The sequence below is a fragment of the Arenibacter flavimaris genome, from assembly GCF_030291335.1.
GTDB lineage: Bacteria > Bacteroidota > Bacteroidia > Flavobacteriales > Flavobacteriaceae > Arenibacter.
The window spans coordinates 16,269-29,869 of sequence record NZ_JASWIM010000042.1; the positions used below are offsets into that span (position 1 = coordinate 16,269).

12 protein-coding genes are annotated in these 13,601 nt (G+C 41.7%); 10 read left to right on the forward strand and 2 right to left on the reverse strand.

What is annotated here, in order from left to right; translation table 11 throughout:
- The first annotated feature begins 284 nt into the window (after positions 1 to 284).
- A complete protein-coding gene (locus tag QSE00_RS22080; protein ID WP_286107537.1) occupies positions 285 to 2,099 on the forward strand; it encodes an alkaline phosphatase in 1,815 nt (604 codons plus the stop codon).
- Between the two features lie 104 nt (positions 2,100 to 2,203).
- Here the strand turns inward: QSE00_RS22080 and QSE00_RS22085 are convergent, their stop codons facing one another.
- Together QSE00_RS22085 and QSE00_RS22090 are read right to left on the reverse strand one after the other, a co-directional pair.
- Positions 2,204 to 3,031 (reverse strand): OmpA/MotB family protein, encoded by an 828-nt coding sequence (locus tag QSE00_RS22085; RefSeq protein ID WP_286107538.1) that lies wholly within the window; start codon positions 3,029 to 3,031, stop codon positions 2,204 to 2,206.
- 161 nt (positions 3,032 to 3,192) lie between these two features.
- On the reverse strand, positions 3,193 to 4,284 hold the full coding sequence (locus tag QSE00_RS22090; protein WP_110355263.1) for a vWA domain-containing protein: 1,092 nt from the start codon (positions 4,282 to 4,284) through the stop codon (positions 3,193 to 3,195).
- A gap of 336 nt (positions 4,285 to 4,620) precedes the next feature.
- Between QSE00_RS22090 and QSE00_RS22095 the strand changes: the two genes are divergently transcribed.
- The 9 genes from QSE00_RS22095 to QSE00_RS22135 all read left to right on the forward strand — a co-directional run bounded on the left by QSE00_RS22095 (position 4,621) and on the right by QSE00_RS22135 (position 13,601).
- Positions 4,621 to 5,331, forward strand: coding sequence for a galactosamine-6-phosphate isomerase (locus QSE00_RS22095; RefSeq protein ID WP_286107539.1), 711 nt, complete (start codon positions 4,621 to 4,623; stop codon positions 5,329 to 5,331).
- Positions 5,332 to 5,504: 173 nt separating this feature from the next.
- A complete protein-coding gene (locus tag QSE00_RS22100) occupies positions 5,505 to 5,966 on the forward strand; it encodes a (2Fe-2S)-binding protein (RefSeq protein WP_110355261.1) in 462 nt (153 codons plus the stop codon).
- An 86-nt stretch (positions 5,967 to 6,052) separates the two neighbouring features.
- A complete protein-coding gene (locus tag QSE00_RS22105) occupies positions 6,053 to 8,281 on the forward strand; it encodes a xanthine dehydrogenase family protein molybdopterin-binding subunit (protein ID WP_110355260.1) in 2,229 nt (742 codons plus the stop codon).
- 2 nt (positions 8,282 to 8,283) lie between these two features.
- Entirely contained in the window at positions 8,284 to 8,538 is a 255-nt protein-coding gene (locus tag QSE00_RS22110; RefSeq protein WP_110355259.1) for a MoaD/ThiS family protein, read from the forward strand.
- A 151-nt stretch (positions 8,539 to 8,689) separates the two neighbouring features.
- On the forward strand, positions 8,690 to 9,673 hold the full coding sequence (gene moaA, locus QSE00_RS22115; RefSeq protein WP_110355258.1) for a GTP 3',8-cyclase MoaA: 984 nt from the start codon (positions 8,690 to 8,692) through the stop codon (positions 9,671 to 9,673).
- 66 nt (positions 9,674 to 9,739) lie between these two features.
- Entirely contained in the window at positions 9,740 to 10,333 is a 594-nt protein-coding gene (locus QSE00_RS22120; protein WP_286107540.1) for an NTP transferase domain-containing protein, read from the forward strand.
- A gap of 48 nt (positions 10,334 to 10,381) precedes the next feature.
- Complete coding sequence (locus QSE00_RS22125; protein ID WP_286107541.1) at positions 10,382 to 11,458, forward strand: HesA/MoeB/ThiF family protein; 1,077 nt, start codon at positions 10,382 to 10,384, stop codon at positions 11,456 to 11,458.
- Between the two features lie 45 nt (positions 11,459 to 11,503).
- Positions 11,504 to 12,370, forward strand: a complete 867-nt coding sequence (locus QSE00_RS22130) for a polysaccharide deacetylase family protein (RefSeq protein WP_286107542.1) — start codon at positions 11,504 to 11,506, stop codon at positions 12,368 to 12,370.
- Positions 12,371 to 12,401: 31 nt separating this feature from the next.
- A complete protein-coding gene (locus tag QSE00_RS22135; protein ID WP_286107543.1) occupies positions 12,402 to 13,601 on the forward strand; it encodes a molybdopterin molybdotransferase MoeA in 1,200 nt (399 codons plus the stop codon).

Here is a 13,601-nt window from a genome sequence, read left to right on the forward strand (position 1 = left end):
TAAGGGTTGTTGTAGATAGAACAATTATCTAGCCAAAAACCCTACCTGTAGTCTTATTATGCCACATTTAACTTCTTTGAAGGTCTTTCTATGTATTTTTTATCAAAGCTATATTTGGGATAGATTATTTCTAGGTTAACCCAACCTTATATACAATATCTACCGAAATAATTATTTAGTTTTGTTTAAATTGGTCGAGTCCATTTTTTTTCCAAAAAATTAAATGGGAATACAATTTGTTGAACTTCAAATATTAATATCCATAGTAATATAAATTAATTTCAATGTTTAAAACCAATCGCTTCCTTTTATTGCTGTTATTGCTGTCCCTTCAAATCGCTTTGGGGCAGAAAAAAAACTCATTTAAAATACATTCCCATAATGATTATCTGCAAACTGCACCGTTTTGGGATGCCTATGCACATGGGGCAAACTCCATTGAGGTAGATGTATTTCTAAAAAATGGCACCTTATATGCCACCCATGACGAGGTAGATATTATTCCAAGCCATACCATGGAAAGCCTGTATTTGGAACCATTGAAAAAGGTGATGGAATTACAATTGGGGAAGGGCCAGGAATTGCAACTTCTAATAGATATCAAATCGGAAACCTACGCGACCCTGGCGAAGATAGTGACTGTTTTGGAAAAATATCCCAGCATTATCCAGAATCCCAATATCACCATGGTGATATCCGGAAATAGACCTAAACCGGAAGAATACAAAAATTATCCAAAGTTTATAATGTTCGACTATCAGAGTTTGGACGATATCCCAAAGGGGGATGCTTGGGAAAAAGTAGCGTTGATAAGCCTTCCTTTTTATAAGTTTTCAGGATGGAACGGAAAAGGAAGATTAACTGCCGAGGATCTGCAAAGGGTAAAATCGACCATAGACAAAGCCCACTCCTATAACAGACCCTTCCGTTTTTGGGCCACCCCGGACTCCAAGACCGCATGGAAAGCCTTGCACGATCTTGGGGTGGACTATATCAATACGGATATGGCGGATAAGGCATCTGTATATTTGGAAACATTGGGGAATTGGGTATATTACAACAAGGCCAAATCCCATGTATATATACCTACCTACAAGTCCGACCAAACTGAAAAGGCTGTTAAAAATGTAATATTGCTCATCGGCGATGGCAATGGACTCACCCAAATTTCTTCCTCGGTTTTGGCCAATGGCGGTAGCCTTACCCTGACCCAGTTGAAAAGTATAGGCTTTATTAAAACCCAGTCCTCGGACGATTTCACAACCGATTCGGCTGCAGCCGGGACTGCTTTGGCCACAGGGGCAAAAACCTACAACAGGTCTATTGGAATGGCTTCCAACGGGCAAGCACTTGTAAATATTACCGAATTACTGGACCAACATCAATTTGTAACCGGCTGTATCACCACGGATAAAATTGTTGGAGCTACCCCTAGTTCTTTTTATGCCCATCAAAAAGACAGGGACGATACCGACGGTATTGCCAAAGATCTTTTGAAGAGTAAACTCTCCCTTTTTGTTGGAGGAGGGGAATCCAGTTTTAACACAGCGGATTTTCAAGGGAACAGTTTTTCAATTTTAAAGGATGTTGATGAACTGGGAGCCAGCAAGAAAGACAAAATAGGATTGTTCATTGCGGAGAATGACGTTCCCAGTTTTTTGGAGGGCAGGGGAAATATACTTGCCGAAGCCACTAGAAATGGGCTTCAATTCTTAAACGCCAAAAAAAAGCCATTCTTTTTAATGGTGGAAGCCGCACAGATAGATTCGTACGGACATAAGAATGAAGTGGGCGGTATAGTCACGGAAGGTATAGATTTTGACGTAGCCATAGCGGAGGCCATAAAATTTGCCGATAAATCTGGAAATACCTTGGTGGTTATAACGGCAGATCATGAAACATCCGGATTTACCATGCCGCAGGGAAATATGGAAATGGGCATGGTGGAGGGCGACTTCACTACCGACGATCATACGGCGACCATGGTTCCTATTTTTGCCTACGGACCCCATTCACAAGAGTTTCAAGGGGTATATGAAAACAATGAGGTTTTTCACAAGATTCTAAAAGTGCTGAATATAAAGGATTCCCGGAAATAGAATAAGCCAACTTACAATTCCCGAAACCAACGGGATAAAAAAAACCCCGATGCATGCATCGGGGTTTTTAGGATAAAACAATAATTATAGTTAATGGTAGTGTTCTATAATGATTCGGCATCCAATAAGGCAAAAAACTTATCCAAATTTGGGATAATCACGATTCTTGTTCGTCTGTTTATGGCCATATTTTCCTTGCTGTTGTTTTCAACCAGTGGCAAGTAGCTGCTTCTACCTGCAGCTATTAGGTTGGCTGGATCAACATTGTACTTATTCTGCAAAAGTCGAACAATGGACGTAGCTCTTTTAACACTTAGATCCCAGTTATCCTGAAACATTTCGGTATTGATGGTTCTGGAATCGGTATGCCCTTCAACCATTACTTCCATACTAGGCTCGGAATTGATAACTTCGGCCAATTTGGCCAATATGGTGTTCGCTTTATTGCTAACCCTATAACTCCCGGAGTTAAACAATAATTTGTCCGAAATATTGATCATAACCACAGTTTTGTTGATATCAACAATAACATCATCGTCCTCATCGGAAATGGATTTCTTTAAATTATAGGATATGGCCAGATTCATGGAATCTTCCAAGGTTTGGGCCTTTGCCAGTTCACTGGGGTCTATTTTTGCCAAAGTAGCCCGCATTTTTGCCTTGGTGTTATTGCTCATGACGGCAACATCATCTATAGACGCAAATTGAGAGTCATTTATCTCCTGTAAGGAATTTATTTTTTCATTGTATTCTGCAACCCTTGCCTCAATTTTGGAGACTTTGGATTCCAATTCCTCCTTTTCCACTTGGGTTTTTGTCAACATGCTTTTGGTATTGGACAAATCGCCTTCAAGGGCTACATATTTTTTCTTAGATACACAGGAGGCTAAAACCGCCATTCCCATTAAACCAACCAACGTTACTTTTTTCATTTCCTTATTGTTAAAAATTTACAAATAGTATTCTGTTCTGTAAGGTTATACGGTCATATCGAGGAAAAAGACGTTGGACTGTTTGTAAATTTGAACAAAAAAAAAGGACATCAAAATAAATTGATGCCCTAACTATATGATTTAAAGAAACTTAACCTAGGTTATTCACAGCCTCCCGTAAAACCTTTTGCGTTAAATTTAGTTTGAACCGCTCCTTGCCTGTTGCCTTCCTTAACTTGGATGGCCAAGTTATTTTCACCACTACCATCACGTTTTGGACTGCAATATTCAAATAGGTAAAAACTATTGGCCTGTTCCGCAACCCTAAAGGAAATATCGTTGAACGTTGTTTCCAATTGTTCCTTATTCCCAGCGAACACACTAAAGGTCTTGCCTATTTTTTCCAAAACATTGGTATCAATTTCCGCACCCAGCCCTATACTGAAAAAGGCAATGTTCTTGTTGGCATTGTCCACTTTTTTCAAGGCTGCAGATTGGGTATAACGGGAAGCCTGATCGGTACCATCGGTAAAGATAACCACCGAGGCAGCACCAATACGATCATTGGTTGTACTTGATGCCAATAGCTTTTCCGCCTTGTCCGTAGCTTTGATTACAGCACCGTAAAGATCGGTGGAAGGATCCTTGCTGATGTCGGCATTGATCCCGTCAATAGAATTTATCAATTCCTGTTTTACATGGGTCAATTCGTTCAGTACATGCAGCTTATCCTCTCCGTCAAACCAATAAATGGCCATCTTGAAGGACTCGGTATCGGAAACTGGCATAACGTTGTTTACGAAACTGGTGGAAGCCGTTTTCAATTCTTCCATACTACTGCTTAGAACACTGTTACTTAGATCCAGCACCAAAATAGTGTTGTTGTTGAAAATCTGCGAATTGGGGGAAATCCTGGCAAAGGACTCCGTAGCGGAAATGGTACTGAAACAGTCATCATTTCTACCTTGCTCATAAATGGTAAACTGGTTTGCCGTTAATCCAGGAACAGGATCTCCGTCGGTATCCGACACCTTAAAAAATATGGATACCTTTCCAGGTAGGGTGGTGTATTGATCCTGAATGGACAATACCAATTCGCCATCCCCCAAATTTAGACAGTCGTCCACAGGTTTTCCAAGGCCCAGGTCGCCTTCGCCATTAAGGCCGTATTCTACATCATCATCCGCATTTCCACAGGATACAAATAGGGCCAAACTGAAACAGATAGCCACCAACTTAAAATATAATTTCATTTTCATAATTTTTTACGTTCACCTAGCAGAACGTTCAAAACTATTTAAAATTATATTTCAATTTAAAATAGGTGTTAATATTTGTTAAAGACTTTATTCACATTTTTCAGAGGCTTATTCCACAGCTGTTCCATTCCGCAATTATAAAGACATCCGTATTTAATGGCACTATTGCAACCCGGCCCATGAAGCTACCGCCCCCTTATGTTTTTGTTACATATTGGACTCCTATATGATACATGGAAGTGGATGGTGAAAACTTTGGCCGAGATGTACGACCAACGCTAAATTTTTGTATTTTACATATCCCTTTGCAAGTTAACGCCTGGGCTTGTTATGAATATACGCTACTGTGCAGATTATGAAGGCATGAGCCAGATGGCTTTTGATTATCTATTGACCAGTTTAAAAGCAAAACCACAGCAGTTGATCTGTACCGCTACAGGCAATTCGCCTGAAAGGCTTTATGAAAAATTGGCGGATCACAACAAAAGCACGTCCAATAGTTTTAAGGAAATAAAAATTATAAAACTGGATGAATGGGGCGGAACCAATGGAGATTATCCAAATACCAGTGATTATTACCTTCAGAAAAAAGTCCTTGAACCCTTACAGATTTCAAAAAGCAATTATTTGTCATTCGACAGTAGCCCAACCGATGCAAAAAAGGAATGCGATCGTATGGAAAACGAAATCCAGGAACACGGTCCTATAGATATCTGTATCCTTGGCTTGGGGAAAAATGGGCATTTAGGATTTAACGAACCTTCAAAATCCCTGATTCCAGATTGTCATATTGCGGATTTAAGTGAATCTTCCCTAAAGCATCCCATGGCCAATAAAATGAAGACCAGACCCACTTATGGCTTAACCTTGGGGATGGCCAACATTTTAAAATCAAAGAAAATTATCCTGTTGGTCACAGGGCCGAGCAAGAAAAAAGCCATCAAAAAATTATTGAATAGGGAAATAACCACTTTCTTACCTGCTTCCTTTTTATGGTTGCATCCCAATGTGGATTGCTTTTTGGATAAAAGCTCCCTTTAGATTTAGTGGATTGTTCAATCCTATTAAAGGCTGAAATATATTTGTTGAATTTTCAAGCAAAACAGCCAGATTGGAAGGAAGTACGCCCTTAACAAACTGTTAAAGTGACACATCCTTTCCCTAAATTTGGTAACTTGTAGAGTATTTTTTTTATCAATCTAAAATCAGTCACTATGCCAAAATACGATATCAATGTAAACGGGGTTTCCAAAAGTGTAGATGTTGCGGAAGACACACCTTTATTATGGGTGCTACGCGATCATTTGGATTTGGTAGGAACAAAGTATGGATGTGGGATAGCACAGTGCGGAGCGTGCACGGTACATTTGGACGGTAATGCGGTAAGAAGTTGTTCTTTACCCGTTGCTTCGGTAGCCGGACAGCATATTACTACCATTGAAGGACTTTCCAAAAATGGCGACCACCCTGTACAATTGGCCTGGAAAGAAGTGGATGTTCCCCAATGCGGTTATTGTCAGGCAGGTCAAATAATGACGGCCTCCGCTTTTCTGGACAAAAATCCAAATCCAACATCGGACGAAATAAAAACGGCCATGCACGGCAATATTTGCCGATGTGCTTCCTACACTAGGATTCATAGGGCCGTGGAAATTGCCGCTACAAAAATAGGATAGGCCTTTTCCCAATGGAAATATAGGCTGCCATATTCGCTTACACACAAAACCAAATCCTCGGAACATAGAGGGAAAAACAAAAAATTATGTCGACATCATCAGTAACATTCAACAGACGGGCATTCATTAGAACATCATCCTTGGCCAGTGGCGGACTCCTCATAGGCTTTAACCTTTTTACGGCCTGTAAACCTAAGGTGCAGCCCCCAGTAGATATTTCCCAATTAAATTTTAATGATTTCAATGCCTTTATAAAAATTGCAGATAATGGTGCGGTGACCCTATTTTCACCCAATCCTGAAATAGGACAGGGTGTTAAAACAGCAATGCCCATGTTGATTGCCGAAGAATTGGACGTAGCCTGGAACATGGTTTACGTTGAACAAGCCATCTTGGATACCGAGAATTATTCGGGCCAGATTGCCGGTGGTAGCCAATCTATCCGACAATCATGGGGGCCCTTGAGACAGACTGGGGCCACGGCGCGCCAAATGTTGATTAATGCCGCTGCTGCCAAATGGGGTGTAGATCCTTCGGAATGTAGCACCTCGGAAGGGATAATCACCAATGCCAATGGGGAGACTTTTGGGTATGGTGATGTAGTCAAGGAGGCCGCAGCAATGGAAGTTCCAGAAAATATTACCCTTAAGGAGATAAAGGATTTCAAGATTATTGGAACCGATGCCCGAAATGTGGATATTGATAAAATAATCACTGGAAAACCCCTTTTCGGATTGGATTACAAAGTAGAGGGTATGGTATATGCCTGTGTCTTACGACCTCCCGCCTTTGGTAAAATATTGGACACCTATGACGATACGAAGGCCAAGTCCATGCCTGGTGTTTTGGATGTAATTAGAATAGGGGAGAAGGCCAAGGAACTTACAAAAGAAGGGGTAGGCAACTGGACAGCGGCTATGGGCAAAAGTGATAAAGTGGTGGTCATTGCCAAAACTACCTGGGAAGCCCTAAAAGCCAAGGAAGCCCTATCCGCCACCTGGGTAGATGATGCCGTTATGGAAAGTACAGAGTATCAGGATGAACAATTATTAGGTCTCCTGGATGGAAAGGAGTTCAAGACCTTGAGAAAGGATGGGAATATTGACAAAGCCTTTTCCCAGGCCGATAAAATATTGGAACGCACCTACGAATCCCCCTTCCTACCACATAACTGTATGGAGCCCATGAATTTTTTCGCCAATATTACCGATGAAAAAATCCATTTGGTGGGACCGGTGCAGACCCCCGAATACGCCGCCAATGCGGTAGCAGGTATGTTGGGCAGGGATGTTAAGGACGTTCATTTGGAAATGACACGCATGGGAGGTGGCTTTGGAAGGCGATTGTACGGGGATTTTGTATACGAAGTTGCGGAAATTGCCGAGGCCATAAAAAAACCTGTCAAATTGGTGTTTTCCAGAGAGGACGATATGACGGCAGGGGTATATAGACCAGCTATAAAATACAGGATCAAGGCGGCTATAAAAAATGGACAAGTAACCGCCTACCACTTAAAAGAAGCAGCTGTTGGCGGAAACATGTACGGATTAATACCCAATTTCTTCCCTGCAGGGGCCATTGAGAATTACCAAGTGGATGTAGCCAATTACCAAAGCAATATTACTACCGGGGCGTGGAGAGCCCCTTATACCAATTTCCTGGCATTTGCCGAACAAAGTTTTTTTGATGAACTGGCAGAGACCATGGAAGTGGATCGCATTCAGTTACGTTTGGACCTTTTGGAAAAAGTAAAAGGTACCACGGACGAGCGTATCCAGTATTCCCCGGAACGTATGCAAAATGTTATTAAAGTTGCCGTGGACAAATCAGGTTGGGGCAAAAAAGGGGATGGCGTCTTCCAAGGCTTTGCCGCCTATTATTGCCATAATTCCCATGTAGCGGAGGTAGCCGATGTTGAGATTGAAAACGGGATGCCTGTTGTAAAGAAAGTTACCTGCGTTGTGGATTGTGGTATCGTAGTAAATCCCTTGGGTGCCAAAAATCAAATAGAAGGTGGTGTAATAGATGGGGTAGGCCATGCCATGTATGGCGAACTAACTTTTGTGGACGGGAAACCCCAGTCCCAGAACTATGATAAGTACCGCTTGATAAGGATGGGAGAGATCCCAATAGTGGAATCACATATGATACAAAATGAAATAGCGCCAACCGGATTGGGCGAACCTACTTTGCCCCCGGCAGGGGCAGCAGTGGCCAATGCCATTAAGGCCGCTACGGGAAATAGACTTACCCAGCAGCCGTTTTCAAAATTCCCGGAATTGATGAAAGTCCCCGACCAACCAATAATTGGATAGATATGACGATATTACTTTTTGGTGTTACCAAGGATATTATAGGTAGCTCAACATTGTCCATGCCTAGTTCCAGCGAATTTGGATCGAAAAAAACCAAGACCGTTAAAGAGCTTAAGGAATATTTGTCCAAAATATACCCTGAACTAAAAAAATTATCCTCTTTGGCCGTTGCTGTCAATAATTCTTATGCAAATGATGATACCATAATCGATAATTTTGATGAAATTGCACTCATTCCTCCAGTAAGCGGGGGATAAGTCTTTTTTCCCAGGGCAAACACAGGAGGCATCGGAAAAAAACCAATCATAACATTCCATGGGCCGTGTGAACGGATAGGGCTTACCTACCAATAGAGAGGCAAAGGTAGGAGCATAAAATCCCACTCGGTGGGTAAAAAATTGAGGATCAATGTTGATAGACAATCACAATAGGAAAATAAATTATCTACGCTTGGCGGTTACCGATCGCTGTAATCTGCGCTGCAACTATTGTATGCCCTCGGAAGGGATAAATTTTGCCGAAAAAGACTCCCTTTTCACGATTGGGGAACTCTGTAAATTGAGCGAAATTATGGTAGGGCAGGGGATAGAAAAAATAAGGATTACCGGAGGGGAACCCTTTGTTAGAAAAGACCTAATGGTATTATTGCGCAAACTTTCGTCCTTAAAAGGTCTTCAGGATATTTCCATTACTACCAATGCCACCCTTATAGGGCCCTATATTCAAGAATTAAAAAGCTTGGGGATCAAAAACATCAATGTTAGTTTGGATGCCATTGATAAAAACACCTTTGAACGCATCACAAGACGTAATCAATATGATACCGTATATAACAATCTAATTCAACTGATAACGGAAGGTTTCAACGTCCGTATCAACTTTATTGCCCTGGAAAATCAAAATACCCAAGACATTATCCCCATTCTGGAGGTTATGAAGCATTACCCGGTTTCCGTGCGCTTCTTGGAGGAAATGCCGTTCAATGGTGGCTCCAAGTCCTTCAATACCATTGCCTGGGATTATAAAAAAATATTGGAGCATATCCAATCTGAATATCCTGAAATAACCAAGTTGGAATCGCCCAAGACCTCCACCTCCATAAATTATAAGATAAAAGGACATAAAGGTACTTTTGGACTTATTCCCTCCTTTACCAGAACCTTTTGCGGGAGTTGTAATCGACTAAGAATATCGGCCACGGGCGATGTTATAACCTGTTTGTATGGCAAGCCCAGAATGAATTTAAGGGAAGTGATGAGAGGGGACAAGGTAGAAACCCGGATTAAGGAGCATATCCTTAAAGCTATTGGCAGCAGATCCAAAACTGGTTTTGAGGAACAGGAAAAATATGATGGAATATTTGAAAATTCAATGACCTCCATAGGAGGTTAATGCCAGCTTTATACGGCTTGGGACAAAGTAGTATTTGGCTAGGGAATAAAATAATAACTACAAATAATGAACTCCACTAAAATATATGGTCTAGTACTTACCGGTGGAAAAAGTACCAGAATGGGAACCGACAAAGGTTTGATAGAATACCATGGCATAGCACAACGCGAATATTTGTATCAACTATTGCAAACGGTATGCGACCAAACTTATATGAGCATCCGAGGGGAACAGGTTTCAGAATTCACTCCAGATCACCAACTTATTATTGATGAGAACCAATTTAAAGGTCCCTACAACGGACTTTTAAGCGCCCATAACTTTAATCAGAACGTGGCATGGTTGGTATTGGCCTGCGATCTGCCTCTGATGGATCAGGACGCTTTGGAGCAGTTGATCGATTTACGGAACCCAAACAAAATGGCTACGGCCTTTGCCACAAGGGAAAGTGGTTTGCCCGAACCTTTATGTGCCATTTGGGAACCCAGAGGTTTGCAAAAGTCATTGGATTACCTGAATAACGGGCCTGGTACCTGTCCCCGGAAATTTTTGATCAATGAAGATATTAAATTGGTGTTTCCTGAAAATGAAGAAGTATTATGGAATGCCAACTTTAAGGAGGATTACGAAAAAGTATTGCTAAAATTAGCCCACAATTAGGAAAAGTAGGTGGTAGGTAAATTATAAAACTTGGATTGCCAATTGTTTATGAACACCAATAGATATCAGAGACAGACCGTTTTAAAGGATTTTGGACTGCAGGCCCAACAAAAGCTTAAAAACTCCAGTGTTTTGGTGGTGGGTGCCGGCGGATTGGGCATTCCTGTGTTACAGTATTTGAATGCCATGGGGGTTGGAACTATTGGTGTAATTGAGCAGGATGATATCGAAATCACCAATCTGCAACGACAAGTGCTGTATACGGAAAAGGATTTGGGAAGGTCTAAAATTGAAGTTGTACTGGAGCGATTGAGTGCCCAGAATTCCAATACGCAATTTAAAACCTTTGATACTTTTCTCACCAAACACAATGCCTTAGAGATTATTTCCCAGTTTGACGTGATAGTGGATGGCTCCGATAATTTTCCCACGCGCTATTTGATCAACGATGCCTGTGTAATCCTAAAAAAACCATTTGTATCCGGAGCTATACAGGGATTCGAGGGGCAACTTAGCGTCTTCAATTATCAAGGGGGCCCCACCTATAGGTGTTTGTTTCCCAATATGCCTACCCTGGAAGAAATCCCCAATTGCAACGAGAATGGGGTATTAGGGGTTATTCCAGGTATCATAGGAAATCTTCAGGCTTTGGAAACCGTAAAAATAATTAGTGGTGTTGGGAAAGTTTTAAACGGTAAATTATTGTTATTCAATGGGTTAAATCAATCATATCAAACCATTACTTTTAATCTTAAACCCCAAAATACCGCTATAAAAAAACTCCTGGAATCCTATGGGACAGAGGTTTGTAAGGTGGATAAAAACATTGGTATTGAAGAATTTGAAAACAGATTGAAAATTCAAAAGCACGTTCAAATAATCGATGTAAGAACGAAGGAAGAATTTGAAAATTTTTCATTGCCCCAACTTAAGGCCCTTAATATCCCATTAAACGAATTGAAGGACCGGACAGAGGAACTGGACTCCCTAAATCCGATCTACCTCCTCTGTCAATCCGGCAAAAGGAGTGGTATGGCGGTAAGAATCTTGGAAGGAATAAATCCTGAGCTTGAGCTCTATAATATATTAGGGGGAGTGGACCAATTCCTTGCCCTTCAGAAGTAAACCTATTTTTTTTGATTATCTGAAATATCCACAAGACCGAACAATATGGCCAAACATTTTGATCTAGAACAATTAGGGTGCAAGAAAGAGGATATCCTTTTAATGGTTCATGCCGATGACGCTGGCCTATCATGTTCCGAAAATGCGGCCACCATAGAGGCATTGGAAAAGGGGATTGTAAATTCCTATAGTATCATGGTTCCCTGTCCATGGTTTTGGGATATGGCCAATTTTGCCAAAAATCAGCCGCAGCACGACTGTGGCATTCACCTGACGTTGACCTGCGAGTGGAAACATTACAAATTTGGACCCGTTCTCCCTTATTCCGAGGTGCCAAGTTTGGTGGACCAACAGGGGCATTTCCATGCCAAAAGGGATCAGGTAAAGAAATGGGCTAAGCCACAGGAGGTTAAAAAGGAACTGAAAGCGCAAATTGATAGGGCCTTGGCGGCTGGGATAACACCTACCCATTTGGATTCCCATATGTACACTTTGGGCCTCACCAAGGAACTCCTAAGCGTTTACAGGGAATTGGGCAGGGAATATCAACTACCTATTTTTTTAAGCGATCAACTGCTGGAAGACGTTGGCAATCCCGATTCGCTCCAGACCTCCGACAGCATCGTAAATGCAGTTCATATGGGCAATTTCGGCGCAATGAAAAGTACTGGCTTGGGTCCAGTGTATACCAATATGCTGGAAAACCTAAAAGCGGGATTCAATATAATTTTAATACATCCGGCCTTTGACAATATGGAAATGAAACAAGTGTGTACAGACCATCCCAATTTTGGTTCCCTTTGGCGTCAAATGGATTTCGACTTTTTCACCAACCCCAATACCGTGGCATTACTTAAGGAAAGGAACATAAAACCCATAACCTGGAGGGAAATACAAAAGATAAGCCTTTAACAAATCTCCTATTAATTGTAACTTGTGTAGCATGATTTCCTTTAAAGACGCATATAAAAAAGTAATGGACCTTCATCAGGACTTTGGGAATGAAGAGGTTCCCCTTGTCAAGGCCATGGGCCGAATCCTTGCGGAAGACATTGTGGCCGATAGAAATTTCCCTCCTTTCAACAGGGCCACCAAAGACGGAATTGCCATTAACTACGATGCCGTTGAAAAAGGGCAGACCAAATTTACAATAGAGGGCGTATTGGCAGCAGGCATGCCTTCACAACGCTTGTTGGACCCTTCCAATTGTCTTGAAATAATGACCGGGGCCGTGGTTCCTGAAAATGCGGACACCGTGGTAATGTACGAACATCTCCATATTGAAAATGGAACGGCCACACTAACCAAAAAACCCAACAAAGGGCAGGATATTCACCTAAACGGAAGTGATCGGCAAAGGGGAGGTCTGGTCTTAAAAAAACACAGCGCCATTTCGGCCGCAGAAATAGGAGTATTGGCTGCTGTAGGAAAGGCATCCGTCAAGGTGCGCACCCTGCCTAAAATAGCCGTTGTATCCACGGGGAACGAATTGGTAGAGGTAGAAGAAATCCCCTTGCCCCACCAAATACGCAAATCCAACATCCATACCTTGTATGCGGCATTGTCCCTTGAAGGTATTGTCCCTACCAAAATCCATTTACCTGATAAAAAAGATAGTATTAAAAAAGCCCTTGACCATACTTTAAAGGAGCACAATGCCGTACTATTGAGCGGGGGGGTATCTAAAGGTAAATTCGATTTTCTTCCCCTAGTATTGGAGGAATTGGGTGTAGAAAAAATATTTCACGGAGTTTTCCAACGTCCGGGAAAACCGTTTTGGTTCGGAATTCAAAGAGAAACCAACACAGTGGTATTTTCCTTTCCCGGTAACCCTGTATCCACCTTTGCCAATTACAATGTCTACTTTAAGGATTGGTTAAGACTGTCCTTGGGGCTTCCGCTGCCCAAAATAGATGTTATCCTTAAGGAGGCCGTGGCAGTGAAGGGCGACTTAACTTTGCTGCTAAGGGTTGCATTAGGATTTAACCGGGGACATTTAGTAGCCTCCCTGGTAAAGGAAAATGGATCTGGTGACCTATGCAGTTTGGTAAATACGGATGGATTTATAATCTTGGAGCCCAAAAATGGCACTTATGAAGTAGGGGAGTTGGCTCCCTTTGTCCCTAGCAGAGATCTAATGTAG

Bases quoted from the DNA above. Each gene is read 5' to 3' on its own strand.
- QSE00_RS22100 (WP_110355261.1), top strand. From the start codon at position 5,505: ATGCCAAAATACGATATCAATGTAAACGGGGTTTCCAAAAGTGTAGAT.
- QSE00_RS22120 (WP_286107540.1), top strand. From the start codon at position 9,740: ATGAACTCCACTAAAATATATGGTCTAGTACTTACCGGTGGAAAAAGT.
- QSE00_RS22105 (WP_110355260.1), top strand. From the start codon at position 6,053: ATGTCGACATCATCAGTAACATTCAACAGACGGGCATTCATTAGAACA.
- QSE00_RS22085 (WP_286107538.1), bottom strand. From the start codon at position 3,031: ATGAAAAAAGTAACGTTGGTTGGTTTAATGGGAATGGCGGTTTTAGCC.
- QSE00_RS22110 (WP_110355259.1), top strand. From the start codon at position 8,284: ATGACGATATTACTTTTTGGTGTTACCAAGGATATTATAGGTAGCTCA.
- QSE00_RS22080 (WP_286107537.1), top strand. From the start codon at position 285: ATGTTTAAAACCAATCGCTTCCTTTTATTGCTGTTATTGCTGTCCCTT.
- QSE00_RS22130 (WP_286107542.1), top strand. From the start codon at position 11,504: ATGGCCAAACATTTTGATCTAGAACAATTAGGGTGCAAGAAAGAGGAT.
- QSE00_RS22090 (WP_110355263.1), bottom strand. From the start codon at position 4,284: ATGAAATTATATTTTAAGTTGGTGGCTATCTGTTTCAGTTTGGCCCTA.
- moaA (WP_110355258.1), top strand. From the start codon at position 8,690: ATGTTGATAGACAATCACAATAGGAAAATAAATTATCTACGCTTGGCG.
- QSE00_RS22125 (WP_286107541.1), top strand. From the start codon at position 10,382: ATGAACACCAATAGATATCAGAGACAGACCGTTTTAAAGGATTTTGGA.
- QSE00_RS22135 (WP_286107543.1), top strand. From the start codon at position 12,402: ATGATTTCCTTTAAAGACGCATATAAAAAAGTAATGGACCTTCATCAG.
- QSE00_RS22095 (WP_286107539.1), top strand. From the start codon at position 4,621: ATGAATATACGCTACTGTGCAGATTATGAAGGCATGAGCCAGATGGCT.